The organism is Blastococcus capsensis (assembly GCF_030165005.1).
GTDB classification, from domain to species: Bacteria; Actinomycetota; Actinomycetes; order Mycobacteriales; family Geodermatophilaceae; genus Blastococcus; species Blastococcus capsensis.
The window spans coordinates 11,999-38,930 of record NZ_JASNNW010000012.1; the positions used below are offsets into that span (position 1 = coordinate 11,999).

The following is a 26,932-nucleotide window of genomic DNA, read 5'->3' on the forward strand; positions in this document are numbered from 1 at the left end:
CCTGCCGGCTCACGGTGTCACCTGTTCGCTCCCGCGGGCCGCTCCGCTCCTCGCTCGTTCCTCGCTGCGATGCTCACGTCCCTGTCCGCTCACGGCGCCAGCCGTTGGACGATCCAGCCGCCGCCTTCCGCCTCGTCGCGCACGAAGCGCAGCCGGTCGTGCAGCCGGTCGCCGCCGCCCTGCCAGAACTCCACCCGCTCGGGGACGACGCGGTAGCCGCCCCACGCCGGCGGCCGGGGCAGCGGCCCCTCCGGCGCCTGGGCGTCGAGCAGGCGCACCCGCTCCGCCAGCTCGTCCCGGGAGTCGACGACGGTCGACTGCACCGACGCCGCGGCCGCGAGCTGGGCGCCGCGGGGACGGGGGTCCCAGAGCCCGTCGGACGCGGCCTCGCCGATGCGCTCCACCCGGCCGGCCACCCGCACCTGGCGCTGCATCGGGTGCCAGGGGAAGACCAGTGCCGCCCGCGGGTTCACCGCCAGCTGCGCACCCTTGGCCGAGGCGTAGCTGGTGCCGAAGACGAACCCGGAGGCGTCGTACCCCTTCAGCAGCACGATTCGCGCGTCTGGTGCGCCGTCGGCGTCGGCCGTGGCCACCACCACGGCGTTGGGCTCGGGCAGTTCGGCGGCGACGGCGTCGGTGAACCACCGGTCGAACTGCTCCAGCCAGGTGGGCGCGAGGCCCTCTTCCGGGAAGCGGCCGGCGTCGTAGTCACGGCGCATGCGGGCGAGGTCGGGCACGCCGCAATGCTGACACCGGGCGCCGGCGCCGGCTCGGGAGGGCACCGCACGGGTCCCCACGCCTGGGCATCGGGGCGCGCACGGCGCCTCTCGAAGCCGCGCGCATGCGCATCCGGGCGGCGCACCGCCGGTGCGGGTACAGGCCGCTGGACGGTCCCCGCACCGCCCCCCCGTGTGCCGCGAGCCTGCCGAAGGCCTAGGGTCGGCAGGCAATCGAGCGCCCCCACCGGGCGTATGCAGGTCCGCGCGCAGAGGAGCATGCGAGATGGCCGACGACTTCGTACCCGGCCTGGAAGGCGTCATCGCCTTCGAGACCGAGATCGCCGAACCGGACAAGGACGGCGGTGCGCTCCGCTATCGCGGCGTCGACATCGAGGATCTCGTCGGCAAGGTGACCTTCGGCAACGTCTGGGCCCTGCTGGTCGACGGGAAGTTCGGCCCGGGTCTGCCCCCGGCCGAGCCGTTCCCGATCCCGGTGCACAGCGGTGACGTCCGGGTCGACGTGCAGGCCGCGCTGGCGATGCTGGCGCCGTTCTGGGGCTATCGCCCGCTGCTGGACATCGACAGCGAGACGGCCCGGGAGCAGCTGGCCCGCGCCGCGGTCATGGCGCTGTCCTACGTCGCGCAGTCCGCCCGCGGCATCGGCACCCCTGCCGTGCCCCAGGCCCGGATCGACGAGGCCGACACCATCGTCGAGCGGTTCATGGTGCGCTGGCGCGGCGAGCCCGACCCTCGCCACGTCGCCGCCGTCGACGCCTACTGGACGTCGGCCGCCGAGCACGGCATGAACGCCTCGACGTTCACCGCCCGCGTCATCGCCTCCACCGGCGCCGACGTCGCTGCCGCGATGTCCGGCGCGATCGGCGCGATGTCCGGCCCGCTGCACGGCGGCGCCCCCTCCCGCGTGCTGCACATGCTCGACGACGTCGAGAAGACCGGCGACGCCGAGAAGTACGTGAAGGACCTGCTCGACCGCAAGGAGCGGTTGATGGGCTTCGGCCACCGGGTCTACCGCGCCGAGGACCCCCGCGCCCGCGTGCTCCGCCGCTCCGCCCAGGAGCTCGGCGCCCCGCGCTTCGAGGCTGCGCTCGCCCTGGAGAACGCCGCCCTCAAGGAGCTGCGCGAGCGGCGTCCCGACCGGCCGGTCGAGACCAACGTCGAGTTCTGGGCGGCGATCGTCCTCGACTTCGCCGAGGTGCCCAGCCACATGTTCACCTCGATGTTCACCTGCGCCCGCACCGCCGGCTGGTGCGCGCACATCCTCGAGCAGAAGAACACCGGACGCCTCGTGCGCCCCTCGGCCCGTTACATGGGCCCCGAGTCCCGCAAGCCCGAGGACGTCGAGGGCTGGGACACCATCAACCACGAGGCTGCCTCGATCTGAAAGAGGACCCCGTCCCTCTCACCCCTCGCACGCCCGGGGCGAGCCTCCGGACGGGGCCACGGCCGACCCACACCCCCCAGAGAGACTTCCCCCGGATGAGCATCACCATCCCCGCCGAGCTCCTGCCTGCCGACGGCCGGTTCGGGTGCGGCCCGTCCAAGGTGCGGCCCGAGGCGCTGCGGGCGCTGGCCGGTGCGGGGGCGGCGCTCATGGGGACCTCCCACCGCCAGGCGCCGGTGAAGCAGCTGGTCGGCCGGGTGCGCGCGGGCCTGCGTGAACTGTTCGACCTGCCGGACGGCTACGAGGTGGTCCTGGGCAACGGCGGCACCACGGCCTTCTGGGACGCCGCGCTGTTCGGTCTGATCCGCGACCGCGCCGCCTTCGGCACCTACGGGGAGTTCTCCGCCAAGTTCGCCTCCGCCGCCACCGAGGCCCCGTTCCTCAGGGATCCGCTGGTCGTCACGGCCGCGCCCGGTTCGCTCGCCCTGCCGCCCGCCACCGACGGCGTCGACGCATACGGCTGGGCGCACAACGAGACCTCCACGGGTGTCATGGCCCCCATCGCCCGGCCCTCGGGCACCGAGGACGCCCTCGTCCTGATCGACGCCACCAGCGGCGCCGGCGGCCTGCCGGTCGACGTCTCGCAGACCGACGTCTACTACTTCGCACCGCAGAAGTCCTTCGCCGCCGACGGCGGGCTGTGGGTGGCCGTGATGAGCGCCGACGCCCTGCAGCGCATCGCCGAGATCAAGGCCGCGGGACGCTGGATCCCCGGCTTCCTGGACCTGTCCATCGCCGTCGACAACTCGGCGAAGGACCAGACCTACAACACCCCCGCCGTCGCCACCCTCTTCCTCCTGGCCGAGCAGATCGACTGGCTGCTCTCCCTCGGGGGGCTGTCCGGCGCCGTCGGCCGCAGCCGCCAGTCCTCGTCCCGGCTCTACGGCTGGGCGGAGAAGTCGCCCTACGCGACCCCGTTCGTGGCCGACCCCGACCACCGCAGCTACGTCGTGGGCACCGTCGACTTCGCCGACTCCGTGGACGCCACCGCCCTGGCGAAGACGCTGCGGGCCAACGGCGTGGTCGACGTGGAGCCCTACCGCAAGCTGGGCCGCAACCAGCTGCGCGTGGGCATGTTCCCCGCCGTCGACCCCGACGACGTGACGGCGCTGACCGCCTGCATCGACTACGTGGTGGAGCGCCTCTGACAGAGGCCCCCGGGCCCCCACCGCTCGCGCGCTCGCGGCGGGTCCCTGGCAGGCGTAGTAACTCTTCGTGACGTGCAGGTCTTTCTGGCGGGAGGTGGATGTGAGCTCCGGTGGGTCGTCGGGCCCCGGCGCAGGCGACCTGTTCGCGGCCGGTGGTGAGGCCGGCCGGATCATGGCCGACCTGGACTGGTCGCGGACCTCCGTGGGCCCGGTCGAGACGTGGCCGGTGAGCCTGCGGATGGCGGTCCGCACGGTGCTGGTCTCGCGCTTCCCGATGATCGTCTGCTGGGGACCGGACCTCCTGCAGTTCTACAACGACGCCTACGCGCCCGTCCTCGGCGCGAAGCATCCCGCGATCGGCAAGGACATCCGGCTCACCCAGCCCGAGACCTGGGATGCGCTGCGTCCACCGATCGAGCACGCGATGACCACCCTCGAGGCCTCCTGGATGCCGGAGCTGCTCCTCCCCCTGGATCGGGCCGGGTACCGGGAGGAGACCTACTTCACGGTCTCCCACGCCCCGGCGTTCGACGACGACGGCCGGGTGGCCGGCATCCACGCCGTCTGCACCGAGGTGACCCGGGAGGTGCTGGCCGCCCGGCGCCAGCAGCTGCTGCGCGAGCTCGCCGCCGTCGGCACCCGGCTGGGCGAGGAGGCCGACATCGTTGCGGCGATGTGCCGGACGCTCAGCGCGGACGGGCTCGACGTGCCGTTCGCGGCGGTCTATCTCACCGTGCCGGGTAGCGCGGAGCTGCACCGCGTCGCCGCCGTCGGCTGCGGCGCCGACCTGCTGCCCGCCGGAGCGGGAGCCGGTGACGACGCCCTGGTGCCGGACGTGACCGCGCTCGGCGTCCGCGGCGGGCCCTGGGGCGATCCGGTGACCGACCACGTCGCGCTGCCGCTGCCGACCGGCGGGGACGGGGAGCCGCTGGGGCTGCTCGTCGCCGGCCGCAACCCCAACCGCGCGATGGACGACGAGTACCAGTCCTTCTACGAGCTCGTCGCCGGCCAGTTCGGCGCCGTCGTCACCACGATCCGCGCCTTCCAGGCCGAGCGGCGGCGGGCGGAGTCCCTGGCCGAGCTGGATCGCGCGAAGACCACGTTCTTCTCCGACGTCAGCCACGAGCTGCGCACCCCGCTGGCCCTGCTCCTGGGGCCGATCGGCGACGTCCTGGAGAACAGCACCCCCGCGCTGCCCGCCGACGTGCGCGACCAGCTGGAACTGGCCATGCGCAACGGGCAGCGCCTGCAGCGGCTGGTCAACGACCTGCTCGACTTCGCCAGCATCGAGGCCGGGCGGGTGACGCCGGTCCGGGTCGAGACCGACCTCGCCGCCTTCACCGCCGAGCTGGCGGGCGTCTTCCGCTCCGCCGCGGAGCGGGCCGGTCTCCGGCTCACGGTCGACTGCCCTCCCCTGGACCGGCCCGCCTACGTCGATCCCCGCATGTGGGAGAAGGTCGTCGTCAACCTGCTCGCCAACGCGGTGAAGTACACCTTCGTCGGCTCCATCGACGTGGCCCTCCGGTCCGACGGGGCCCGCCTCCTGCTCACCGTCACCGACACCGGTGTGGGCATCGTGGCCGAGGAGCTGCCGCACCTGTTCCAGCGGTTCCACCGCGTTCCCGGCTCTACCGCGCGCACCCGCGAGGGCACCGGCATCGGCCTGGCGCTGGTGCAGGAGCTGGTCGGGCTGCACGAGGGCACGGTCACGGTCACCAGCGAGCCCGGCCGCGGCAGCACGTTCACCGTCGCGATGCCCTTCGGCGAGCCCGACGCCGTACCGGTCGGCCGCGCCGCGGTGCCGTCGGAGGCGGCGCGCGGTGAGGCGGCGAGCTGGGAGCAGGAGACCTCCCGGCCCGTCGGTGGGGCTCCCGGCGCCTCGGGGGCGGCGACCGTCCTGGTGGTCGACGACAACGCCGACATGCGCGCCTACCTGACCCGGCTGCTCGGCCCGCACTGGACGGTGCGGACCGCCGCGAACGGGGAGGAGGCGCTCGCCGCGGTGACCGGAGGGGCGCCGGACCTGGTGCTGACCGACGTGATGATGCCCCGCATCGACGGCTTCGAGCTGCTCCGCAGGCTCCGCGCCGATCCGGCCACGCGCGGCATCCCGGTGATCATGCTGACCGCCCGCGCCGGGCAGGAGGCCTCCGTCGAGGGCCTCCAGGTCGGCGCCGACGACTACCTGGCCAAGCCGTTCCGCTCCACGGAACTGCTCGCCCGGGTGCGCGTGGTGCTCGAGCGCGCGGCCGGCCGTGCCGCGCCGCCGGCACCGGCTCCGGCCGGCCTGCCGGACACCCGGCGGCCGGAGCCCACCCCGCCGCCGACGAGCACGCCGGTCCAGCGCCCGGAGCCGATCCCGGTGCCGCGGACCGCCGTCCGGCCGGCCGACCGGCCTGCGGACCGCCGCGACGAGCGCTGGCGGCTGCCCTCGGAGCTGTCGTCCATCCCGGCGGTGCGCCGGCGGCTGCGCCGGTTCCTCAGCGACGCCGGGGTCGGTGAGGAACAGGCCTACGACCTGCTGCTGGCCACCTGCGAGGCGACCAGCAACGCCATCGAGCACGCCCAGGACCCCACCGAACCGTTCGTCGAGGTGAGCGCCTGCATCGGGCCCGGCCAGGTGGAGATCACCGTCCGCGACCACGGCCAGTGGCGGGAGCGGGTGCCCAGCATGGACCGTGGGCGGGGCTCGACGCTCATGAGCGCGTTCGCCGACGTGACGGCGATCCCCAGCCCGGAGGGCACCACGGTCCGGATCCGGGCCACCATCTCCACCGGCTGACTCTCCCGTCAGCGGAGCAGCCAGGTGTCCTTGCTGCCGGCCCCGGGCACGCCGACACGGGCCGGCGCCGCCTCGGGAGCCACCCGCGTCAGCGCCACCGGCAGCGTGGTCGTGGTCGCCCCCGCCACGGAGAACACCCGCAGATCCACCGGCCGGGGCCGGAGCACGCCGTCGACCAGGGTGGGCGCGGTGGAGGGCTCCACCGGCTCCCGGGCCACGAAGCGGTGCGGGGCCGCGGCGATCTCCTCGCGCAGGGCGGCCAGCTCGGCGGCCGAGCAACCCGGGCCGTGGACCACGCCTCGCCCGCCGTACCCGGCGACCTCCTGGACCTCCAGCTCGTGCAACCGGTCCCGGACAGCGGCCCACGCGGACGGGTCCGCCAGCACCCAGGTCCGCGCCGACTCCAGCAGGGGCTCCTCCCCCAGGTAGAAGCGGATCATCGCCGGCACCCACGCGTAGCCGGCGGCGTCGTCGGCTACGCCGTTCCCCGGCACGTTGGCCAGCGTGAGCCGGCCGGCGCGGACCGCCTCGGTGAGCCCCACGTCGAGCGGGAGTCCGGCACCGGTCGGATAGGCGCCGAGCAGCGCGTCGTCGAAGCGGCGGTACAGCACGTCCACCGGCAGCCGCCCGCCGTCGACCGCCACCTCGACCCCGCTGTCGCCGCGGGGCCACAGGTCACCGGCCCGTACCAGCGGGGCTCCGAGCGCCTCGGCCAGCACCTGGTGCTCGAACCAGGCGCCGTCGCTCTCCCCCTGGGTGAGCACCGCGATCTGCGGGGTGCCCGTGCACGCCGGCGGTGCGGCAGCGGTCAGCGCGCCACGCAGCAGCCGCACCGCGTCCGTGGGGTCGACCAGCCGGCTGCCGAGCCCGGTGAGCAGCTCCGGGGTGGCCGCCCGGGCACTCTCCCGGTTGGCCAGCGCGTACCCGATGCCGGACGGCACCCGCAGGGCGTCCCGCATGACCAGCCACCGGCCGTCGGCGCCGCGTATGACATCGGCGGCCGCGACGGTCGCCCTGGGCTGCCCGGGCCAGGCGCGGGCGACCGCGCCCGGATCGCGACCGGGACCGTGCGCGACGGCCCACTCGGGAACCATCCCGGCCCGGACGATCTCCGCGGCACGGTCGGTGTCACCGCGCCGTCGTCCGGCCGGCCGGTAGACGTCGGCGAGGAAGGCGTTGAGCGCGCGGTGCCGTTGCGCGACCCCGCTCGACAGCGCCGCCCACGTGCCGGCGTCCATCACCCGGGGCACGGGATCCATGGGGACCGGGCGCAGCTCCTGGCGGCCGTCCGCCCAGGCCGAGACCACGACGCCGCGCTCCCGCCGCCGCGCGCCGAGGTCCCCGGCGGCCGCGACCAGGCCGGCGGACCCCAGCCGCTCCAGCGCAGCGGCCACCTCCACCCACCCGTTGCGCAGCCGGCCGTCCGGGCCGACGGCCTCGTCGACGCGGGCGGTGGGGTAGCCGGCGAACAGTTCCCCGTTCACAGCCACCGATCGAACCAGGCGGCGAGCCGCTCGCCCAGTTCGACCAGGTTGGCGCGACCGACGATCGCGTGGCCCTCCCCGGGGAAGAGCAGCAGATCGGTGCGCGCGCCCCGGGCCTGCAGCGCCTGGTGGGCCTGCACGGACTCCGCGACGGGCACGTTGCTGTCGCGGTCCCCGTGGGCGAGGAGCACCGGGGCGGTGAGCCGGTCCAGCGCGGTCATCGGCGAGATGCCGGCCAGCAGATCCCGGTCGGCGACGGGGTCGCCGTACTCGGTCACCGACGCCGCGGCCATCCACGGCTCGGTACCGGCGAAGAAGGTCCGCAGATCGCTCATGCCCGCCAGGGAGGCGCCGGCGGCGAACAGCTCCGGCCACCGGGTGAGCGCGACCAGCGTCAGGTAGCCGCCGTAGGACCAGCCGTGGGCACCGATCTGCCCGGGAGCCGCGATCCCGGCGGTCACCAGCTCGTCGACCGTCGTCCGGACGTCCGCGAAGGACCCCTCGCGCGCCGGTCCGTCGTCGGCGGTCATGAACGCCCGGCCGAACCCACCCGAGCCGCGCACGTTGGGGGCGAAGACGGTGAGGCCCGCCGCCACCATGCACTGCACCATCGGCGTCCAGAACGGCCGCTCCTGCCCTTCCGGCCCGCCGTGGAAGCTGACCACCGTCCGGTTGGGCCCGCGGGAACCAGAGGGTGCGTACAGCAAGCCCGACAGCCGGACGCCGTCCGGGGCCACGTACTCGTGCCAGACCGGCTCGACCAGCCCGTGCGTCCCGGGCCGGGACGGCGAGCACGCCAGCAGCTCCGGTACGCCGTCCAGCGGCACCCGCCACAGTGCGCGCGGCGCCCGCGGTCCGGTCAGCTCGGCGACCAGCGCCGCACCGTCGGCCGTGGGCGCCCAGGCGGACAGCACCGGCTCGGGCAGCGGAACGCGCCGCACCACGGCGCCGTCGGACAGGGCGTGCAGCGACAGCTCGCTGACGCCGTCGACCGTCCAGAGCGCCACCACGGTCCCGTCGCCGCGCACCGCGTAGCCGTCCAGGTCGGCGTCGGCCCGGTACAGGACCGTGCGCCCCCGTCCGGGTACGCCGTCGCCGTCGACGGGCACGGCGACCAGGCCGGCCCGGTCCGCACCGGGCGGGCCGGGCAGCGCGGCCCGCACGTACACCGTGCGCCCGTCGGCGGAGAACCGGCCGTCCTCCGAGGCGATGCCGCCGGGGACGTCCAGCGGGAGCGCGCGTCGCTGCACGCCGGTGGGCACGTCGATCAGGACGACGTGCCGGTAGCCGCGCGGGCCCCGGCGGGCCAGGACGGTCCGGCGGTCGGCGGAGACGGCGGTGACCGACAGGAAGCCGCCGGACGCCAGGGTGCGGTGCTCACCGGAGACGACGTCGACGACCACGACGTCCGCGTCCGGACCGGAACCCGGCGCGATGGAGCAGGCGTAGTGGTGCGGGCCGGCCCACGAGCCGGCGAAGACCGTGGCGCGCGGGTCCTGCCCTGCCAGCAACCGCCGGCCGGTGCCGTCCGGGCGGACGACGTGCAGCTCGGCGCAGATGGAGCCACCGGGGCTGACCAGGTAGGCCAGCCAGGCGCCGTCGGGCGACCAGGAGACGGAGACGACCTCCTGGTCCGGGCCGGACAGCTCCGCCGGCGGCGTGCTCCCGTCGAGCGCGGCCACCTCCAGCCGCGGCAGCCCCGAGCGGTCGGTGACGTAGGCGATCCGGCGGCCGTCCGGCGACGGCGCCGGGCACCAGGCGGCCGCGGCGCCGGCGACCCCGGCGATGACCCCGCGGACGTGCGCCGGCAGCGCCTCCGGCGGCGCGAGCGCCTCCAGGGCGGAGAGTCCTGCGGGCGCCGTCCGCTGGTCGTTTCCGGGACCGGCCATCGCACCTCCTCGGCTGCGTGAGTGCCTGCGGCGCGCCCGTCCACCGTGGCAGGCGCCCGTCGCGGGCAGATGTCAGCGCTGTCATCGGCGGAGAACGGCCCCGACCGCACCCCCCGGCGGAGGGAGCCGGCTCCCGCAAGTGCTCCGCGCCACGCCGGTCCGCCTGCGCGCAGGACCCCGCCGGCCCCGATAGCCTCGGGGACCCGGACTCTCGTACGGGTCCGCCGCGCCGGTTGCAGGAGGTCGCCCCATGCGCACGCTGCGCCTCGTGGCGCTCTCCGACGACGGGAAGAGCCTCGTCCTCGCCGCGGAGGGGCCTGACGCCGACGGCGGCGAGCGGTTCGAGCTGCCCATCGACGACCGGGTGCGCGCGGCCGCCCGGGGGGACGCCCGCCGGCTCACCCAGATCGACGTGGACCTCGGCACCGAGCTGCCGCCGCGGGTGATCCAGTTCCGCATCCGGGCCGGCGAGACCCCCGAGCAGGTCGCCGTCGCCACCGGGGCCCGGGTGGAGCGGATCATGCGGTTCGCCCACCCCGTGCTCCAGGAGCGCGAGCGCGTCGCCGGCCAGGCGCGCGAGGCGCGCGTCCGGCTGACCGAAGGGGCGCCCGGCGCGGTCCTGCAGCAGTTCATGGTCGAGCGGCTGCGGCTCATCGACACCGACATCGACGCGGTGCAGTGGGACGCGTTCCGCGGCGAGGACGGCGCCTGGGTGGTCACCGGAGCCTGGCGCGCGGGGGCCAAGTCCGGCATCGCACGCTGGACCTACGACCTGCCCTCCCGCACCGTCACCCCCGCCGACGCCTCCACGGCGGACTTCGCCGAGGGCACCCGCCTGGTGCGGGTGGTCCCGGAGGTGCCGGCCGGCCCCCCGCTCTCCCCCTCACCCCGCAGCCGGCCCGTCTCCGTCGTCCGCACGCCCGGACCCGACCCCGTCCCCGCCCCCGTGCCGGCGCGCAGGGACGACGAGCACGTCCGCGACGTGCACGCGCCCGCTGGCTCGCCGGCGGACGAGGACGCGATGACCGCGCTCCTGGACGAGGTCGCCGACCACGACACCGTCGTCCTGGGGCGGAACACCGACGGCCCGGACGACGAGGACCCCCGCGCCCGCATCCCGGCGTGGGAGGACATCGTCTTCGGGGTCCGCCGCAACCGCTGAGCAGATCCCCGTTGGCACCCGTGGTGGAACAGGACGCTCGTCCGGGTAGTTGACCAGGCATGAGTGCTTCCGTGTCGATGCCGCTGGGCGGCGTCCAGGTGGGTTCCTACGACAGCTACGAGCAGGCGCAGGCCGCGGTCGACTACCTGTCCGACGAGAAGTTCGCGGTCGAGAACGTCACGATCATCGGCACCGACCTGCGGATGGTCGAGACCGTGACGGGGCGCATGACCATGGGCCGGGCGATCGCCGCGGGCGCCGCGGCCGGCGCCTGGTGGGGTCTGTTCGTCGGGCTCCTGCTGGGCATCTTCGCCCCCGACGGCGGGAACTGGATCGGTTCGGTGCTGACCGGCCTGCTGATCGGTGTCGCCTTCGGTGCGGCCTTCGGCGGGATGGGCTACGCCGCCACCCGCGGCCGGCGCGACTTCACCAGCACCAGCAAGATCACGGCCAGCCGGTACGACGTCATGTGCCACCCGGCGCACGCCGAGCAGGCCCGCGAGATGCTGGCCCGCTTCTCCCTGCGGAGCTAACCCGAGCGGAGAGCGGCGAAGGCGACCGCCGCGGCGGCGGCCACCCCGAGGGAGTCCACGCCCGCCCGCATCGGGATGCGGGCCCGCACCCGTGCGGCCCGCTGCGCCTCGGAGGTGAGCCCTGGGCCCTCCGCGCCCAGCAGTACCGCGGTGCGCCGGTGCGCGCGCGGATCGACGTCGACCAGGTCGACCGCGTCGGGCGCGGGGGTGAGCGCCACGGTCAGGTAGCCGGCGTCGTGCAGCCGCTCCAGCCCGGCCGGCCACTCGGGCAGCACCGCGAACGGCAGCGACAGCACGTGCCCCATCGAGACCCGGACCGAGCGCCGGTAGAGCGGGTCGGCGCAGCGCGGGTCCAGCAGCAGTCCGTCGACCCCCAGGGCCACCGCCGAGCGGGCGATCGACCCCAGGTTCTCCGCGTCGTTGAGCGCCTCGAGGACGGCGAGCCGCCGGGGTGCGGCCGGCTCGGGCCCGGCCAGGAGCGCGTCGAGGTCCGCGGGCGGCCTGCGGTCGGCGGAGGCGACGACGCCGCGGGTGAGCCGGAAGCCGATCACCTCCGAGAGCACCCACTTGTCGGCCTCGTAGGCCGGGACCTCGTCGGGCAGGCCGAGCACCGCCACCCGGCCGGGGACGCCGAAGACCGCCCGCACCCGGTACGGCGAGGCCAGCAGCCGCTGCACCGCCGGCACGCCCTCCACGATCACCGGTCCGGTGCCGCGCTCCCGGCCCGCCGGCCGGTCACCGGCCTTGAGGTCGCGGAAGTCCTCGACCCGCGGGTCGGCGGGGTCGGTGATCAGGACGGGGGCGCGCACGGTGCCCGATTCTGCCCGGCGCCCCCACCGCGATGACCAGGTGACCTGATCATCGAGCGCCCTCCCTCACGGTGGGCGGTGAGGGAGGACGCTTCACCTTGGCGGCGGCGACCCTGCGGAGGAGGACCAGCTGAGCACTCCGCGGTCGGCTCGGCGCCCCGGGGCGGCGCCCGGGGAACCCCGGCACCCGGGACGCCGTGCTCGCCGCCGCGCGGGAGGCCTTCGCCGAGCGGGCGTTCGACGGCGCCACGATCCGGCAGATCGCCGGCGCCGCCGAGGTCGACCCGGCGCTGGTGCACCACTACTTCGGCAGCAAGGACAAGTTGTTCCCGGCCGCGATCGAGGCACCGGCCGACCCGGCGGACTTCCTGCCCGAGGTGCTCGCGGGAGGCCGGGACCAGCGGCGCCCTGGTCGCCAGCCAGCTGGTCGGTGTGGTGATCGCCCGGTACGTGCTCCGGCTGGAGCCGCTCGCCTCGGCGTCCCCGGAGTCCCTGGTCGCCGCGATCGGGCCCACCGTGCAGCGCTACCTCACCGGCGAGGTGGAGCTGCCCAGCCGGTGACTCAGCGGGGGGCGCGGGCCAGCTGACGGCTCTGCGCGACGAGCCGCCCGGTGGAGTCCCAGATCCGGTACTCCTCGTCGAGCCAGCCACCGGCGATCTCGTTCGCCCGGGCCTCTGCCAGACACCACCCCGGCGCCGGCAGCGCCCGCACCAGCACCTGGAGCTGGACGGTCGGCGCCCAGCCCATCAACCCCATCGACCAGCTCGTCGGGGGAAGCACGTCGGCGAAGAGCAGCAGCGCCAGCGGGTCGGGATCCCGACCGTCGGCGAGCCGCAGCCAGGCGCGCATGACCGGCTCACCCGACGGAGTGCCGAGCGCCCATCCCGCGGTCGCCGGGTCCAGGCGGGTCTCCACCCGGTGCCGCAACCCCACCGCGGGCACGGGGTGCCCGCCCATCTCGGCGCCCGGCTGCGCGACCAGGCACTCCTCGACCGGCGGCACCTCCGGCGCCGGCGAGGAGTGCACCGGGGCGTCGTCGGAGAGCATCGCCGTCGTCACCTGCACGCTCAGCGTGGGACCCTCGGCGCCGCTGAGGACGACGCCCGTGTGCGCGAGGGTGCGCCCGGCCGGTCCCGGCGCGACGGCCAGGATCGCCGGGCCAGGCGGCGTCGCGCGCAGGTAGCTGGCCGACACCGCGACCGGGTGCGGATGCGGGCTGTCGGCCACGGCCGCCCGCGCCGCGACGGCGAGCAGGTAGCCGCCGTTGAGGATCCCGCTGCCCACGTCCCAGCCCGGCTGGAGGTCGGCGACGTAGCCACCGGCCTCGGCGCGGCGGACCGTCGTCGCGCGGTCGAACTCGGAGTCGGCGGTGGTGAGCTGATCAACCTGCGGCACGGTGCCCAGGGTGCCAGGGTGCCTGTCGTGGAGTACACGCACCTCGGCCGCAGCGGCCTGTCCGTCTCCCGGCTCTGCCTGGGCACCATGAACTTCGGCTGGAAGACCGGGGAGGCGGACTCCCGTGCAGTGATGGACCGCGCGCTGGACGAGGGCGTCAACTTCTTCGACACGGCCAACGTCTACGGCTTCGATGCCGGCAAGGGCCGCACCGAGGGGGTGCTGGGCAGCTGGTTCGCCCAGGGGGACGGCCGCCGGGAGAAGACCGTGCTGGCCACCAAGGTCTACGGCGGGATGTCCGACTGGCCGAACGACACGTTCCTGTCCGCCCGCAACATCGTGCGGGCCTGCGAGGCGTCGCTGCGCCGGATGGGCACCGACTGGATCGACCTCTACCAGTTCCACCACGTCGACCTGCGCACACCGTGGGAGGAGATCTGGCAGGCCTGCGAGACGCTCGTGGCCCAGGGCAAGGTCCTCTACGTCGGCTCCTCCAACCACGCGGCCTGGCAGATCGCCGCCGCCAACGAGGCAGCCGCCCGCCGCAACTTCCAGGGCCTGGTCAGCGAGCAGTCGCACTACAACCTGCTCACCCGGCACGTCGAGCTCGAGGTGCTCCCGGCCGCCCAGCACTACGGCGTCGGCATCATCCCGTGGAGCCCGCTGGCCGGCGGCCTGCTCGCCGGCGCGCTCGAGAAGAACGCGGGCACCCGGCGCAACGAGGAGCGCAACCAGAAGCGGGTCGAGGAGCACCGTCCCGCGCTCGAGGCCTACGAGGCGTTCTGCCGCGAGCTCGGGCACCCGCCGGCCGACGTCGGGCTGGCGTGGCTGCTGCACCAGCCGGCGGTCACCGCCCCGATCGTGGGTCCGCGCACGATGGCACAGCTCGAGGGGACGCTCGGCGCCCTGGAAGTCCGCCTGGACGACGCCGCGCTGACCCGGCTGGACGAGATCTTCCCGGGCTACCGGCCGGCCCCGATGGAATACGCCTGGTAGGCGATTTGATGACCACCCCGGTCGTCGACCATCGGCGAATGGCTGCCCGACACGCCGCCGGAGCCGACCGCATGCCGATGATCAACCCGGAAGGGGCCAGGTGGCGAGAGTCTCGTAGCGCGCCTCGGCACCCAGCCGACTCTCCTCCAGGCGCACCCCGGCCACCCGCCAGTCGGGGCCCCGGTAGCCGGCCAGCCGGTCGGTCAGCCTTCCGTCGGCCGGCCGGGTCGCCAGCGGCCGAGGGTGAGGTGCGGGCGGAACGGGCGGTCCTCGACCGGGAGTCCCAGCCCGCGGGCGCCGGCGGTCAGCCGGACCGCCAGCTCGGAGAGCGGGCCGACGTCCCCGTCGACTCCCGCCCAGGCCACCTGCGGCCGGCGGGCGGAGCCGAACCGCCCGCCCCCGGCCAGCCGCAGCGTCATGGCCGGGGCGTCCGCGACGGCGGGCCCGGCCGCGGCCACGAGGTCGGGCACGACCGGGTGGGGCACCTGCCCGAGGAACAGCAGCGTCAGGTGCCACCGACCGGGACGGCTCCACCGCGGCGCGCCGGGAGCGTCGCGCAGCGGTGCCAGGGCCGCGTCCAGGTCGCGGCGGGCCTGCTCCGGCGGGACGACAGCGAAGAATAGCCGGCCGGCGCTCAGCCGTCCACCCGCAGCCCCGCCGCGCGCAGCGCGCAGTTCACCCGCAGCCGCTCGACCTCCCGGGCCCGGCCCTCGGGCACGGCGGTCAGCCCGCAGGCCACACCCACCATGCCCGCGGCCTCGGCGAGCACGTCGTCGTAGGCGGCCAGCAGCGCGCGTCGCCGCACCATCGGCGACCCGGCCGGCACGAGCGCCACCTGGCGGGCCAGCCGGCGCAGGTCTGCGGCGACCGCCTGCAGCGGCCGGGCCTGCGGGACGGGATGACGGACGGCGCGGCGGCGGGCCGCCCAGTGCTCCAGCCGGCGGGTGAGCGGCCCGGTGAAGGCCACCAGTGCGGCGAAGGCAGCGAGCAGGGCGACGAGCTGGATCAGTGCGGTGGCCATGTCCGCCCCCTGGGCACGTGCGACGACCGGTGCGACCCGACGGTACGCGCGTCCGGGGCCGAGCGAGTCACACCGACTGCTGACCCGGCGCCTTCTCCGAGAGCTTCTCCTCGGCCGCGCGTACCTGCGGTGAGGGCACCCCGGGGGCGCCGTCGCCGATCCGGAGGCGGGCCCGCAGCGGCGCCCGCTGCACCTCCACCCGCACCGACCGGTCGCGCGCCAGCCAGACCGCCGCCCCGAGCCCCGCGACGACGCAGACCGCCCCGCCGAGGATCAGCCCCCAGGGCGCACCGAAGTGCTCGGAGATCCAGCCCACCAGCGGCGCCCCGACCGGCGTGCCCCCCATGAAGCACATGAAGTACAGGGCCATGACCCGGCCGCGCATCTGCGGGTCGACACCCAGCTGCACGAAGCTGTTGGTCGCCACGCTGAACACCAGCGCGGCCGCGCCGGTGGGCACGAGCAGCAGCGCGAAGCTCGCGTAGCTCGGCATCAGCCCGGAGACGACGGTGAGCACGCCGAACAGCACGGCCGAGCCGACCAGGAACCGCTGCCGGGGCCGGGCGCTGCGCCGGGTGGACAGCAGCGCACCGGTCAGCGAGCCGACGGCGAAGGCCGTGGAGAGCAGCCCGAATGCCGCGGCGCCCAGCTCGAAGGTCTCCCGGGCCATCAGCGCGATGGTCACCTGGTAGTTGAAGCCGAAGGTGCCGATGACGAACGCCAGACCCATGGCCAGCAGCAGATCGGGGTGCGCCCACGTGTAGGCCAGTCCGGCGCGCAGCTGCCCCTTGCCGCGGGCGACCGGTGGGCTGGGCAGCAGCTCGTCGGCGCGCATGCCCGCCAACGCCACGATGGTGAAGGCGAAGCTCGCCGCGTTGATGAAGAAGGTCGGCGCGGTGTCGCCCGACGCCGCCGCGATCAGCAGCCCGGCCAGCGCCGGCCCGACCAGCCGGGCGCCGTTGAAGATCGTCGAGTTGAGGCTGACGGCGTTGGTGAGCAGCGCGGGCCCGACCATCTCGGAGACGAACGCCTGCCGCACCGGCACGTCGACGGCCGACACCGACCCCAGCGCCCCGGCGAGCACGAACACGTGCCAGAGCTCGACCGTGCCGGTCGCGACCAGCACTCCGAGGACCAGGGAGAGCAACCCCATGAGGGCCTGGCTGATCAGCAGCAGCCGGCGCTTGGCGTAGCGGTCGGCCAGGACGCCGCCGTACATGCTCAGCAGCAGCGAGGGCCCGAACTGCAGCGCGGTGATCAGCCCGAGCGCGACGCCGTTGTCGTCGGACAGCTGCAGCACCAGCCAGTCCTGGCCGATGCGCTGGATCCAGGTGCCGGTGAGGCTGAGCAGGTTGGCCGAGGCGTAGCGACGGAAGTTGCGCACCCGGAGGGCACGGAACATGCCGCTCCCCTGCTCGGACGACGTCCGCTGGTCAGTGTTCGTGCAGGTCACCCACTGGCGAGCTTGTCCATGATCCCGGCGGCCTGCCGCAGCACCGCACGCTCCTCGGCGGTGAGCTCCTGGAGCCGGCCGGCCAGCCAGGCCTCGCGGGCCTGCGCCTCGGCCGCGAGCATCTCCTCCGCCGCCGGCGTCAGGCCGATGATCACCTGCCGGCCGTCGGTGGGGTGCGGGGTGCGGGTGACCAGCCCGGCGGCCTCGAGCGCGACCACGACGCGGGTCATCGACGGTGGCTGCACCCGCTCGTGGCCGGCCAGCTCACCAGGGCTCATCGGACCGTGCCGCTTCAGCGTCGACAGGGCGGCGAGGTGGGTGAGCGTCACCGAGGTGTCCACCCGCTGGTTGCGCAGCCGCCGCGAGAACCGCATGACCGCCAGCCGCAGCTCGTGCGCGAGCGCGGCGGTGTCGAGCGTCGTCCGGCCCACGGCGATCAGCGTAGCCACCCAGGTGTCCCGGTTCGGCCCGTCCGCGATCAGAACAGCTGCTGCAGCGGCTCCAGGGCGAAGTAGACGACGAAGAGGACCGCGATCACCCACATCAGCGGGTGCACGTCGCGGCGCCGGCCGACGGCGAGCCGCAGCAGCACGAAGCTGATGACACCGGCGCCGATGCCGTTGGTGATCGAGAAGGTGAACGGCATCAGCGCGATCGTGAAGAACGCCGGGATCACCAGGGACATGTCGTCCCAGGCCAGGTGCCTGATCTGGCTGATCATCAGCGCACCGACGATCACCAGGGCCGGGGCCGCCGCCTCCGACGGCACCACGGTCACCAGCGGAGTGAAGAACACGGCTACCAGGAACAAGAGCCCGGTGACGATGCTGGCCAGGCCGGTCCGGGCACCGTCGGCCACCCCGGCAGTGCTCTCGATGTAGGTGGTGTTCGACGAGACGCTGCCCGCGCCGCCCGCGGCGGCGGCGAGCGAGTCGACGAGCAGGACCGGCTGCGACCTGGGCAGGTTGCGCTTCTCGTCGAGGAGATCCCCCTCGGCGCCGACAGCGGTCACCGTGCCCACGGTGTCGAAGAAGTCGGCGATCATGATCGAGAAGACGATCAGCAGGGCGGCGATGACACCGATCCGCTCGAAGGCGCCGAAGAGCGAGAAGTTGCCGAGCAGCGAGAAATCCGGAACGCCGACGATGTCGCCGGGCAGCGCGGGGACCTGCAGCGCCCAACCGCGGTCGTTCACCGCGCCGTCACCACCGAAGCGCGGACCGATCTCTGCGATGGCCTCGACCACGATCGCGATCACCGTCGTCGCCACGATGCCGATGAGCAGCGCCCCCTTGACCCGGCGGACCACCAGCACGCTCGTCACCAGCAGGCCGACGACGAAGACGAGCATCGGCCAGCCGGCCAGCTGACCCTCGACGCCGAAGACGATCAGGGGGGGACCCGGCCGGACGATCCCGGCGTTCGCCAAACCGATGATGGTGAGGAAGAAACCGATGCCGACGGCGATGGCGGTCTTCAGCTGGGGCGGGATCGCCTCGAAGACCGCCTTCCGGAAGCCGGTGAGCACCAGCACGGTGATCAGCAGGCCCTCGAGCACGACCAGGCCCATGACCTCCGGCCAGGACAGCTGCGTGGCGGCGAAGACCGCGACGATCGCGTTGATCCCCAGCCCGGTGGCCAGCGCGAAGGGGTACCGCCCGACGACGCCCATGAGGATCGTCAGGGCGCCGGCGAGCAGCGCGGTGACGGCGGCGATCGAGCCGAACGGGAGCACCGTGCCCTCGACGTCGGCCCCCTGCACGCCGTCGGGTCCGGCGATGCTGGTCAGGATGATCGGGTTGAGCACCACGATGTAGGCCATCGCGAAGAACGTCGTGAGCCCGCCGCGGACCTCGCGGCTGACGGTCGACCGGCGGGCGCTGATCTCGAAGTACCGGTCCATGCCGTTCTTCGGCTTGACCCGGGGCCCCTCGCTGCGGCGCGGCGTGGTCGGGGGTGCGCCGGCCGAGACGTCGGCAGGGGTGTCGCCGGTGGCGGTGACGGACGCACCTGCGGACGAGCGGGACTTCTCGGGCATGCGGTCTCCCGGTGACGAGGCTGCGGAACTGGCGGGCGGCCCTGCCCGCGCCCGGCCGGTCGGACGGCACCGAGCGGCGACAGCGTGTCACACGATCGTTGCGGCCCTGCAACGGCCGACCGGCCCTCGCCGTATCCGACGCCCTAAGGTCGCGGCGTGCCCCGCCCGACGAAGCAGGCCCCGCCGCCGCTGCAGGTGGACACCCTCCGGGTGGTCCTCGCCGGGATCGCCGTCTGGGCTGTGGCGCTGGTCGTCCTGCTGATCCTCGGTGACCGGGTGGACCGCCTGTGGACCTGGACCTGCGTGGCCGCCATCGGGCTGGCCTGCCTCGGCATCTGGGTCATGCACGCCCAGGGGCAGCTGAAAGACCACTCCGCCCCCCACCGCTCGCACGCTCGCGGCGGGCCCCTGCGGAGGGGCCGTTCCAGGAGCAGCGACTAGAGGACGTCGTACTCGGAGGTGTCGTAGCGGGCGGAGGTGACCACCTCGGTCTCCTCGACCACCACGAGCGTCGCCTGGCTGTGCGCACCGCAGCCGTAGTCGGCGGTCACCACCCGGCCGTCGGCGGGAGCGTAGGCGTTGCCGCAGGCGCCGAGCACCTGCCGCAGTGAGCCGGCCAGCGGCAGGTAGAAGCCGCAGGTGACGCACGGGCCGGGCGCCTGCCGCGCCATCGGGGCCGACGGCCCGAAATCACCGGCGGTCCAGCGGTCGACCGCCTCCGAGCGGCCCTCGCGGGACATGACCCGCTCGCGCCCGAACCCGATCTCGCGCGCGACCACGCGCCCCTCCGGATCCTCGGCGGAGTCGTCGTCGACCGTGTACGCCGGGGCCAGCCGCCCGTCGTCCTCGGTGGCCGGCAGGACGTCGCCCACCGACAGGTCCCCGGGGCGCAGCCGCTCGTGCCACGGCACCCAGGCCGGCGCGAGGAGCGCCTGCTCGCCGGGAAGCAGCACCACCTCGTCGACGGTGACGCCGTCCTCGCCGGGGATCTGCGCGATCGTGACCGCCCAGTGCCAGCCGACGTAGCCGGGAAGGCGGCTGGCGAAGGTGTGCGTGAGCACCGCGCCCAGGCCGGCACCGACCTCGGGCTCGGCGACGGCGCCCAGGTGATCGCCCACCAGATCGGGGTCGCCGGCCGTCTCGACGGCGGCCGCGCGGGCCGGCTCGATCGCGGCGGTCAGCGGGTCGACCGCCGCGGGGGCGGGCCGGACTGCTGCGAAGGACTCGGACACGCCTCCCATTGTGGCGGACGACCGCCCGGACGTCTCCGACCGGACTCCCCGGGTCGGTGCGGCACCATGGTTCCGTGTCCGCCGCCCGCCGCCCGCCCGGAGCGCCCCGGCGGTCCCGGCTGTCCCGTCGCGCGGTGCCGTCCGCCCCGGACCGGCTGGACACCACCCCGCTCGGCGTCCCGCGGCCGCAAACCCGGCCGCTGCCGGCGGCGCCGGAGCCCGAGCCGGGGACCGGGCAGCCGAAGGTCACCGTCACCCGCGTGGCCGCCGCCCGCAGCCGGGAGCTGACCCTCGCCGCCGCCCGGCGGGTGCGCGCGGCCAGCCGGGCCGACGGCGCCGCCGAGAGCGGCCTGACCCAGCTGCTCTGGGTCAACGCCCTGCACATGGCCGGCGACGCGATGATCGCCGTCTCGCTCGCCGGAACGCTGTTCTTCGCCGCCACCACCGACGCGCAGCGGGGCAACGTCGCGCTGTACCTCCTCGTCACCATGGCGCCGTTCGCGCTGCTCGCGCCGGTGATCGGGCCCGCTCTTGACCGGCTGCAACGGGGGCGCCGGTGGGCGCTGGCGGTGTCCCTGGGTGGCCGGGCGGTGCTGGCGCTGGTCATGGCGGCGCACTTCGACGACCTCTGGCTCTACCCCGCCGCGCTCGGGGTGCTCGTCCTCTCCAAGGCGCACAACGTGCTGCGGGCGGCGGTCGTCCCCCGGGTGCTGCCGGGCGCGATGTCCCTGACCTCGGCCAACGCGCGGCTGTCGGTGTTCGGCCTGGCGACGGCGGGCGTCGCCGGCGGCCTGGCCGCGGGGGTCGCCGCGCTCGTCGGCTTCGACTGGGAGCTGTGGGCCACCGCGGCGGTGTTCGTCAGCGGCGCGGTGCTCGCCGTCCGGCTGCCCCCGCACGTCGACGTCCCCACCGGCGAGGAGCCGGCCCACGTCCTCACCACCACGACCGAGATCCCGCGGCCCGGCCGGCGCCGGCGGGTCAGCCCGCACGTGGTCCTCGCACTGCGGTCCAACGCGGCGCTCCGCGGGCTGGGCGGCTTCCTCACCATCTTCTCCGCGTTCCTCGTCCAGGCGACCTTCGCCGATGGCTGGGAGGCCACGCTCGCGCTGGGTGCGATCGCGGCGGCCGCCGGGGCGGGCAGCTTCACCGGGACGGCGGTGGGCTCGCGGCTGCACACCGCCGCTCCCGACCGGCTGGTGCTCTACGCCGCCGGGACGGCTGCGGCGATCACGGTGGTGGCCGCGGTGTTCTACGGCTTCGGCATGGCGGTGCTGGTGGCCGGGGTCGCCGCCGTCGCCAATGCGCTGGGCAAGGTGTCCCTGGACGCGATCATCCAGCGGGAGGTGCCCGAGAGCCTGCGCGCCTCGGCGTTCGCCCGGTCGGAGACGATGCTGCAGCTGTCGTGGGTGGCCGGTGGCGCGCTCGGGATCGCGCTCCCGCCCACCGGCTGGCTGGGCTTCACCGTCGCCGCGGTGCTGCTCGGGCTCGCCGTGGCGCTGATCCTCTGGAGTCTCCACCGGAGCCGGCGACCGCCCGCGCCGACGGGGTCCGCGGAGCTGCCGACGACGCCGGTGGGACCGTCGTGGTCGTGAGACGTCCCGCCACCGCACTCCTGCTCGCCCTCTGCACGGCCGGCCCGCTGTCCGCGTGCGCCGGGGAGCCCGAGGCGCCCGGCGACGTGCGGGTGCAGGCCGGCGGCCAGGACATCACCGCGCGGCCGACCCAGTACTGCGTGGACGGCGAGGGCCAGCGCTACGAGACCACGCCACCGGTCGTCGAGGTCTCCCCCGACACCGCGATCGGCCTCACCGTGCCGGAGGAGATCGCCGAGCGCGGCTGGCAGGTGCAGGTGTTCGACGAGTCGCTGCAGGAGGTGATCGGCGAGGTGGACGTCCCCGACGGCACGGAGACCTTCGACGGGATCAACTCCTCCGACGTCCTCCCGCCGGCCTTCTACCTCGTCGTGGTCGAGGACAGCGGCGGGGACTGCGGCGAGTTCGGCGCCGCCTGGCCGATCGGCTTCCTGCGGGCCGGCGGCGACCTGGGGACCTGAGTCCCCGGGTCAGCCCTCCAGGTCGGTGGCCACGGCGCGCAGCACCGACGCGACCTTGCGCGACTCCGCGCGGTCGGGGTGCCGGCCGTGGCGCAGACCCTCGCCGACGTCGTCGAGCAGCTTGATCAGGTCCTCGATGATGGGGACCAGCTCGTCGGGCTTCTTCCGGCTCTTCGCGGCCACGGTGGCCGCCACCGACGGCAGCGGGTCGAGCAGCCGCACCTGCAGCGCCTGGTCACCCCGGCGGCCGGCCACGATGCCGAACTCCACCCGCTGGCCGGGCTTGAGGTCGGTGCCGGCGGGGAGCGCGTCCTTGTGCACGAAGACGTCGGGCCCGTCCTCGCGGGACAGGAAGCCGAAGCCCTTCTCCGCGTTGAACCACTTCACTCTGCCGGTGGGCACGGTGGGATCCTCATCCTCGATGGCACGGCCGCGCAGGCCGGGGAACGACGGCGGCACGACGCCGCTCGTCGCAAGGTTAACCGTCCGTCTCCCGCGCCCCGTCCCGCCTTTCCGGCAGGTCCCTACCCTGACCCGGTGCACGAGCCCACCGACGGCCCCGACCACCCCGACTACCGGTTCACCCTGGCCAACGAGCGCACCCTGCTCGCCTGGCTGCGCACCGGGCTGGCGCTGGTCGCCGGCGGGGTCGCCGTCGCCACCTACGCGCCGGACCTCGGGGTGTCCTGGGGCAGCGCGGCGATCGCTCTGGCGCTGGTGCTGGTCGGGCTGGGAGCCGCCCTGGCGGGATACCACCGCTGGCGCCGGAACGAGGCGGCCATCCGCGCCGACCAGCCCCTGCCGCAGGGCTGGGCGGTGCCCGCTGCGACCGCCGCCATCGCCGCCGTGGTGGTCGTGGTGGGCGTGCTGGTCGCCCTGGAGGTGCTCCGCTGACCCGGCCGGAGGTCCCCGGGGCGGCGGGTGAGCGCACCGACCTGTCCTGGCAGCGCACCGGCCTCGGGGTCCTCGCCGTCGCCGGGTTGATCGGATTCCGGGCGGTGGCCGCCGACCGCCCCGCCCTCGTCGTCGCCGCCGGCCTCGCGGCCCTCATCGGCCTGGGCATCCTGGGCGGCCTGGCGCCGCTGCGCTACCGGCGGCTCCGCCACCAACGGGCCGCGGGGGAGAGCGTGGCCTCCCCCGCGCTGGTGGGAGCCGCCACCGCCGGGGTCGTGGTCACCGCGCTCGCCGCCGCGGTCGCCGTGGTCATCCCGGGCTGAGGCCCGGCACGATGTCCAGCCGGTCCAGCAGCGCCAGGAAGACGACGGCGAAGTCGTTCTCGGCCACCTCGCGCCCGACCTGCGCCCAGTCGACCTGCTCGCGCATCGCCCGGGCCACCGGCAGCAGCCGGGCGAGGTCGCAGTAGTGCTCGTCGAGCGCCATGAGCTTGGAGACGACGAGATCGGTGGCGTCGAGCACCGGCATCTGGACCGAGAGCACCGGCATCACCTCCGACCGCTCGATCAGGTCGGTCTCCACGAACCGGCCGCAGGTACGCCACAGCACGTCGACGAAGACGTCGTCGCGCACCACCTTGATCAGCCAGTCCTCCGCGGGGTCGACCACCTGCAGCCCGGCGTCGGCCAGCGCCTTCGCCGCCCGCTCGGACTCGGCGGCCGGCACCACGAAGTCGGCGTCGTGGTCGGGCTCGGGGGCGCCCCGCACCCAGGCGGCGTAGCCACCGCACAGCGCGAAGGGCACCTCGCCCTCCTTGAGCGCGACGGCGGTCCGTTTCAGCAGGTCGCGCACCTGGTCGCGGGGAGAGGTCTGCACGCACCGACTGCTACCCGGAGGTAACCGCCGCACACAGCAGGGGTAGAGCGGGTGGCCGCCGGGGCACAGGGAGCAGGTGCGCATCGCCACCTTCAACCTCCTGCACGGACGCTCGCTCGACGACGGCCGGGTCGACGTCGACCGGCTGGCCGCCGCGGTGAAGACCCTCGACGCCGACGTCCTCGGCCTGCAGGAGGTCGACCGCGACCAGCCGCGCTCGCTGGGGGCCGACCTGACCGCGGTCGCCGCCGAGGCCATGGGCGCCCCGGAGCACCAGTTCGTGGCCGCGCTGTCCGGGACGCCCGGCGGCACCTGGATGGCTGCGACCGGCGACGAGCAGCCCGGTTCGGCCAGCTACGGGATCTCGCTGCTGTCGCGCTATCCGGTGGTGTCCTGGCGGGTGGTCCGCCTGGCGCCGCTGCAGGTCAGCGTGCCGCTGTGGTCACCCCAGTCCCGGCGCCCGTTCCTCGCCCGCGACGAACCGCGGGTCGCCGTCGCCGCCGTCCTGGACGGGCCCTTCGGGCAGTTCACCGTCTGCAACACCCACCTGTCGTTCATCCCGCGGTGGAACGCCCACCAGCTGCGCATGCTCGTCCGGTCGCTGGAGGGCACCCCTGAGCCGCTGGTGCTGATGGGCGACCTCAACATGCCGCAGCGCGCGGCCGCCCGGCACAGCGGGCTGCGGCCGATCGCCACCGCCGCCACGTTCCCGGCGCCCCGGCCCACCCGGCAGCTGGACCACGTCCTGGCGCGCGGCGCCCTCCGGGCCGGCGGGCCGGCCGAGGCGGTGCACCTGCCGCTGTCGGACCACCGGGCGCTGGTGGTGCCGGTCGAAACGGCCTGAGCAGCGACGACGGGTCGCGGATGGGGCCGGCGCAGTGGATCATGCGCCCATGGCCCGTGTCCTCTCGCTCCTCGCCACGGTCGTCCGGGTCGTCGCCTCGGGAATCGCCGGGCTGATCGTGGTGTACGCCGTCTTCGTGTTCTTCGAGGCCAACCCGGCGAACCCGCTGGTGGAGCTCACCCGGGGCGTCCGGGAGAACTTCGGCTGGTTCACCCAGGACCTGTTCGCGCCGGAGGACCCGAAGATCGCCGAGACGGTCAACGCCGCGCTGGCCGCACTCGTGTGGGTCGTCGCCGGCATGCTGATCTCGAAGCTGATCGTCCGGCTGACCCCCAGGACGAGCGCAAGGGTCTAGCGCTCAGGCGTTCCGGACCGCCGCGGCGGACTCCAGCCCCAGCTCCTCGACCGACACCTGGCGCATCTCGACCTTGCGGATCTTGCCGGTGACCGTCATCGGGAACTCCTCGACGACCTTCACGTACCGGGGCACCTTGTAGTGGGCGAGCCGGCCGGCGCAGAACTCCTTGAGCGCCTCGGCGGTGAGCGGCTCGGCGCCCTCGCGCAGCCGCACCCAGGCCATCAGCTCCTCGCCGTACCGCTCGTCGGGAACGCCGATGACCTGCGCGTCGACGATGTCCGGGTGGGTGTAGAGGAACTCCTCGATCTCCCGCGGGTAGACGTTCTCCCCGCCGCGGATCACCATGTCCTTGATCCGGCCGACGATGTTCAGGTAGCCGGCCTCGTCCATGACGGCGAGGTCGCCGGTGTGCATCCAGCGGGCGGCGTCGATGACCTCGGCGGTCTTCTCCGGCTCGCTCCAGTACCCCAGCATCACCGAGTACCCGCGGGTGCAGAACTCCCCCGGGGTGCCGCGCGGCACGGTGAGCCCGGTGGCCGGGTCGACCACCTTCACCTCGAGGTGCGGGTGCACCCGGCCGACGGTGGCCGTGCGCCGGTCGATGTCGTCGTCCGCGCCGGTCTGCGTGGACACCGGTGAGGTCTCGGTCATCCCGTAGCAGATGGTCACCTCGGTCATGCCCATCTCGGCGACCACCCGCTTCATCACCTCCACCGGGCACGGCGAGCCGGCCATGATGCCGGTGCGCAGGCTGGAGAGGTCGTAGTCGGCGAAGTCCGGCAGGCCGAGCTCGGCGATGAACATCGTCGGGACGCCGTAGAGCGAGGTGCAGCGCTCGTCCTGCACCGCCTGCAGGGTCAGCGCGGGGTCGAAACCCGGCGCCGGGATGACCATCGTCGCGCCGTGCGAGGTGGCCCCGAGATTGCCCATGCCCATGCCGAAGCAGTGGTAGTACGGCACCGGGATGCACACCCGGTCGGCCTCGGTGTAGCCGCACCCCTCACCCACGAAGAACCCGTTGTTGAGCAGGTTGTGGTGGGTGAGCGTGGCGCCCTTCGGGAAGCCCGTCGTCCCGGAGGTGTACTGGATGTTGATCGGGTCGTCGGCGGAGAGCTCGGTCTCCCGCTCGGCGAGGAGCCCGCGGTCCCCCGCCCGGCCGGCGTCCATGAGCCGCTCCCACTCCGGGGAGCCGAGGAAGACGATCTCGCGCAGCTCGGGGCAGTCGCCGCGGACCTCGGCGACCATCGCCCGGTAGTCGCTGGTCTTGAACTCCGGCGCCGAGACCAGCACCGAGATGCCGGCCTGCTGCAGCACGTAGGCCAGCTCGTGCGTGCGGTAGGCCGGGTTGATGTTGACCAGGATCGCGCCGAGCTTCGCCGTCGCGTACTGGACGAAGACCCATTCCGCGCAGTTGGGCGCCCAGATGCCGACCCGGTCGCCCTTCCGCACCCCGAGGTCGTCCAGACCGAGCGCGCAGGCGTCGACGTCGGCGACCAGCTGCGGGTAGGTCCAGCGGCGACCGGAGGCGCACTCGACCAGCGCCTCGTGGTCGCCCACCCGCGCTGCCGTCCGATCGAGGTTCGCCCCGATCGTGTCGCCCAGCAGGGGCACCGTCGCGGTACCGCTGCTGTAGGACGGCAGCGCGGGCTGTGTCATCGCTCGACTCCGCCCTCGTTCCGCTCCTCGGTCGAAAGCATGGGTCGCCTCCGCGGTCGCTCCGCTCCTCGCTCGCTGGCGCTCGCTGCGATGCTCACTCCCTGTCGGCTCCCGGCATCTCCCTGCG

Annotated in this window: 28 protein-coding genes and 1 pseudogene; 15 read left to right on the plus strand and 14 right to left on the minus strand. The window is 74.5% G+C overall.

Annotated features, from left to right (window positions below; translation table 11 throughout):
* Positions 1-89 precede the first annotated feature (89 nt).
* The gene (gene pdxH / locus QOZ86_RS11870) at positions 90-737 is read right to left on the minus strand and encodes a pyridoxamine 5'-phosphate oxidase (RefSeq protein WP_284492175.1); all 648 of its coding nucleotides are present in this window, start codon (positions 735-737) and stop codon (positions 90-92) included.
* 265 nt (positions 738-1,002) lie between these two features.
* On the opposite strand from pdxH, the gene QOZ86_RS11875 reads away from it, so the two are divergent.
* From QOZ86_RS11875 to QOZ86_RS11885, 3 genes are all read left to right on the plus strand, one after another.
* Complete coding sequence (locus QOZ86_RS11875) at positions 1,003-2,121, plus strand: citrate synthase 2 (protein ID WP_284492176.1); 1,119 nt, start codon at positions 1,003-1,005, stop codon at positions 2,119-2,121.
* Between the two features lie 95 nt (positions 2,122-2,216).
* Entirely contained in the window at positions 2,217-3,329 is a 1,113-nt protein-coding gene (gene serC / locus QOZ86_RS11880; protein ID WP_284492177.1) for a phosphoserine transaminase, read from the plus strand.
* 67 nt (positions 3,330-3,396) lie between these two features.
* On the plus strand, positions 3,397-6,111 hold the full coding sequence (locus QOZ86_RS11885; protein ID WP_284492178.1) for an ATP-binding protein: 2,715 nt from the start codon (positions 3,397-3,399) through the stop codon (positions 6,109-6,111).
* Positions 6,112-6,119: 8 nt separating this feature from the next.
* Here QOZ86_RS11885 and QOZ86_RS11890 read toward each other — a convergent pair whose 3' ends face one another.
* Both QOZ86_RS11890 and QOZ86_RS11895 read right to left on the minus strand, forming a co-directional pair.
* The gene (locus QOZ86_RS11890) at positions 6,120-7,595 is read right to left on the minus strand and encodes a circularly permuted type 2 ATP-grasp protein (protein ID WP_284492179.1); all 1,476 of its coding nucleotides are present in this window, start codon (positions 7,593-7,595) and stop codon (positions 6,120-6,122) included.
* Complete coding sequence (locus QOZ86_RS11895; protein WP_284492180.1) at positions 7,592-9,484, minus strand: S9 family peptidase; 1,893 nt, start codon at positions 9,482-9,484, stop codon at positions 7,592-7,594. The genes QOZ86_RS11890 and QOZ86_RS11895 overlap by 4 nt, the downstream gene beginning before the upstream one ends.
* A gap of 250 nt (positions 9,485-9,734) precedes the next feature.
* Between QOZ86_RS11895 and sepH the strand changes: the two genes are divergently transcribed.
* Positions 9,735-10,646 carry a septation protein SepH gene (sepH, locus tag QOZ86_RS11900; RefSeq protein WP_284492181.1) on the plus strand — a complete coding sequence of 304 codons (912 nt, stop codon included), beginning with the start codon at positions 9,735-9,737 and terminating at the stop codon, positions 10,644-10,646.
* Positions 10,647-10,705: 59 nt separating this feature from the next.
* Complete coding sequence (locus QOZ86_RS11905) at positions 10,706-11,179, plus strand: YflT domain-containing protein (protein WP_284492182.1); 474 nt, start codon at positions 10,706-10,708, stop codon at positions 11,177-11,179.
* Here QOZ86_RS11905 and QOZ86_RS11910 read toward each other — a convergent pair.
* Positions 11,176-11,988 (minus strand): TrmH family RNA methyltransferase, encoded by an 813-nt coding sequence (locus QOZ86_RS11910; RefSeq protein ID WP_284492183.1) that lies wholly within the window; start codon positions 11,986-11,988, stop codon positions 11,176-11,178. The genes QOZ86_RS11905 and QOZ86_RS11910 overlap by 4 nt on opposite strands.
* A 197-nt stretch (positions 11,989-12,185) precedes the next feature.
* Between QOZ86_RS11910 and QOZ86_RS21185 the strand changes: the two are divergent.
* Together QOZ86_RS21185 and QOZ86_RS21015 are read left to right on the plus strand one after the other, a co-directional pair.
* Positions 12,186-12,311: pseudogene (locus tag QOZ86_RS21185) on the plus strand (TetR family transcriptional regulator); the annotation flags it as partial.
* Positions 12,312-12,396: 85 nt separating this feature from the next.
* Complete coding sequence (locus tag QOZ86_RS21015) at positions 12,397-12,549, plus strand: TetR/AcrR family transcriptional regulator (protein ID WP_431521217.1); 153 nt, start codon at positions 12,397-12,399, stop codon at positions 12,547-12,549.
* Between the two features lies 1 nt (position 12,550).
* Here QOZ86_RS21015 and QOZ86_RS11920 read toward each other — a convergent pair whose 3' ends face one another.
* Positions 12,551-13,384: an acyl-CoA thioesterase gene (locus QOZ86_RS11920; RefSeq protein WP_284492185.1), complete on the minus strand. Its 834-nt coding sequence runs from the start codon at positions 13,382-13,384 to the stop codon at positions 12,551-12,553.
* A gap of 18 nt (positions 13,385-13,402) precedes the next feature.
* On the opposite strand from QOZ86_RS11920, the gene QOZ86_RS11925 reads away from it, so the two are divergent.
* Positions 13,403-14,380 carry an aldo/keto reductase gene (locus QOZ86_RS11925; protein WP_284492186.1) on the plus strand — a complete coding sequence of 326 codons (978 nt, stop codon included), beginning with the start codon at positions 13,403-13,405 and terminating at the stop codon, positions 14,378-14,380.
* Positions 14,381-14,583: 203 nt separating this feature from the next.
* On the opposite strand, the gene thpR is transcribed toward QOZ86_RS11925, so the two are convergent.
* From thpR to QOZ86_RS11950, 5 genes are all read right to left on the minus strand, one after another.
* Positions 14,584-15,114, minus strand: a complete 531-nt coding sequence (gene thpR / locus QOZ86_RS11930; protein WP_348637971.1) for an RNA 2',3'-cyclic phosphodiesterase — start codon at positions 15,112-15,114, stop codon at positions 14,584-14,586.
* Positions 15,015-15,401 (minus strand): hypothetical protein, encoded by a 387-nt coding sequence (locus QOZ86_RS11935; protein ID WP_284492187.1) that lies wholly within the window; start codon positions 15,399-15,401, stop codon positions 15,015-15,017. Before QOZ86_RS11935 ends, thpR begins: the two co-directional genes overlap by 100 nt.
* A gap of 67 nt (positions 15,402-15,468) precedes the next feature.
* The gene (locus tag QOZ86_RS11940; RefSeq protein ID WP_284492188.1) at positions 15,469-16,803 is read right to left on the minus strand and encodes an MFS transporter; all 1,335 of its coding nucleotides are present in this window, start codon (positions 16,801-16,803) and stop codon (positions 15,469-15,471) included.
* 47 nt (positions 16,804-16,850) lie between these two features.
* Positions 16,851-17,303 (minus strand): MarR family winged helix-turn-helix transcriptional regulator, encoded by a 453-nt coding sequence (locus QOZ86_RS11945; protein WP_284492189.1) that lies wholly within the window; start codon positions 17,301-17,303, stop codon positions 16,851-16,853.
* A 29-nt stretch (positions 17,304-17,332) separates the two neighbouring features.
* A complete protein-coding gene (locus QOZ86_RS11950; protein WP_284492190.1) occupies positions 17,333-18,892 on the minus strand; it encodes an NCS2 family permease in 1,560 nt (519 codons plus the stop codon).
* Positions 18,893-19,048: 156 nt separating this feature from the next.
* Between QOZ86_RS11950 and QOZ86_RS11955 the strand changes: the two genes are divergently transcribed.
* Complete coding sequence (locus QOZ86_RS11955) at positions 19,049-19,333, plus strand: DUF2530 domain-containing protein (protein ID WP_284492191.1); 285 nt, start codon at positions 19,049-19,051, stop codon at positions 19,331-19,333.
* Here the strand turns inward: QOZ86_RS11955 and QOZ86_RS11960 are convergent.
* Complete coding sequence (locus tag QOZ86_RS11960; RefSeq protein WP_284492192.1) at positions 19,330-20,133, minus strand: DUF3027 domain-containing protein; 804 nt, start codon at positions 20,131-20,133, stop codon at positions 19,330-19,332. The two genes, QOZ86_RS11955 and QOZ86_RS11960, sit on opposite strands and share 4 nt — an antisense overlap.
* Positions 20,134-20,258: 125 nt before the next feature.
* Here QOZ86_RS11960 and QOZ86_RS11965 point away from each other — a divergent pair, with 125 nt between their 5' ends.
* Positions 20,259-21,716 carry an MFS transporter gene (locus tag QOZ86_RS11965; protein WP_284492193.1) on the plus strand — a complete coding sequence of 486 codons (1,458 nt, stop codon included), beginning with the start codon at positions 20,259-20,261 and terminating at the stop codon, positions 21,714-21,716.
* The gene (locus tag QOZ86_RS11970; protein WP_284492194.1) at positions 21,713-22,177 is read left to right on the plus strand and encodes a DUF2771 family protein; all 465 of its coding nucleotides are present in this window, start codon (positions 21,713-21,715) and stop codon (positions 22,175-22,177) included. The genes QOZ86_RS11965 and QOZ86_RS11970 overlap by 4 nt, the downstream gene beginning before the upstream one ends.
* Before the next feature lie 9 nt (positions 22,178-22,186).
* On the opposite strand, the gene QOZ86_RS21190 is transcribed toward QOZ86_RS11970, so the two are convergent.
* The gene (locus QOZ86_RS21190) at positions 22,187-22,579 is read right to left on the minus strand and encodes a cold-shock protein (RefSeq protein ID WP_431521216.1); all 393 of its coding nucleotides are present in this window, start codon (positions 22,577-22,579) and stop codon (positions 22,187-22,189) included.
* 135 nt (positions 22,580-22,714) lie between these two features.
* Here QOZ86_RS21190 and QOZ86_RS11980 point away from each other — a divergent pair, with 135 nt between their 5' ends.
* Positions 22,715-23,071, plus strand: a complete 357-nt coding sequence (locus QOZ86_RS11980; RefSeq protein WP_284492195.1) for a YidH family protein — start codon at positions 22,715-22,717, stop codon at positions 23,069-23,071.
* Complete coding sequence (locus QOZ86_RS11985) at positions 23,068-23,394, plus strand: DUF202 domain-containing protein (RefSeq protein WP_284492337.1); 327 nt, start codon at positions 23,068-23,070, stop codon at positions 23,392-23,394. The genes QOZ86_RS11980 and QOZ86_RS11985 overlap by 4 nt, the downstream gene beginning before the upstream one ends.
* On the opposite strand, the gene QOZ86_RS11990 is transcribed toward QOZ86_RS11985, so the two are convergent.
* Positions 23,381-23,947 (minus strand): hypothetical protein, encoded by a 567-nt coding sequence (locus QOZ86_RS11990; RefSeq protein WP_284492196.1) that lies wholly within the window; start codon positions 23,945-23,947, stop codon positions 23,381-23,383. The genes QOZ86_RS11985 and QOZ86_RS11990 overlap by 14 nt on opposite strands.
* Positions 23,948-24,023: 76 nt before the next feature.
* Between QOZ86_RS11990 and QOZ86_RS11995 the strand changes: the two genes are divergently transcribed.
* Both QOZ86_RS11995 and QOZ86_RS12000 read left to right on the plus strand, forming a co-directional pair.
* Entirely contained in the window at positions 24,024-24,791 is a 768-nt protein-coding gene (locus tag QOZ86_RS11995; protein ID WP_284492197.1) for an endonuclease/exonuclease/phosphatase family protein, read from the plus strand.
* Positions 24,792-24,840: 49 nt separating this feature from the next.
* Complete coding sequence (locus QOZ86_RS12000) at positions 24,841-25,146, plus strand: hypothetical protein (protein WP_284492198.1); 306 nt, start codon at positions 24,841-24,843, stop codon at positions 25,144-25,146.
* Positions 25,147-25,149: 3 nt separating this feature from the next.
* On the opposite strand, the gene QOZ86_RS12005 is transcribed toward QOZ86_RS12000, so the two are convergent.
* Positions 25,150-26,805 carry an AMP-binding protein gene (locus QOZ86_RS12005; protein ID WP_284492199.1) on the minus strand — a complete coding sequence of 552 codons (1,656 nt, stop codon included), beginning with the start codon at positions 26,803-26,805 and terminating at the stop codon, positions 25,150-25,152.
* Between the last annotated feature and the right edge of the window lie 127 nt (positions 26,806-26,932).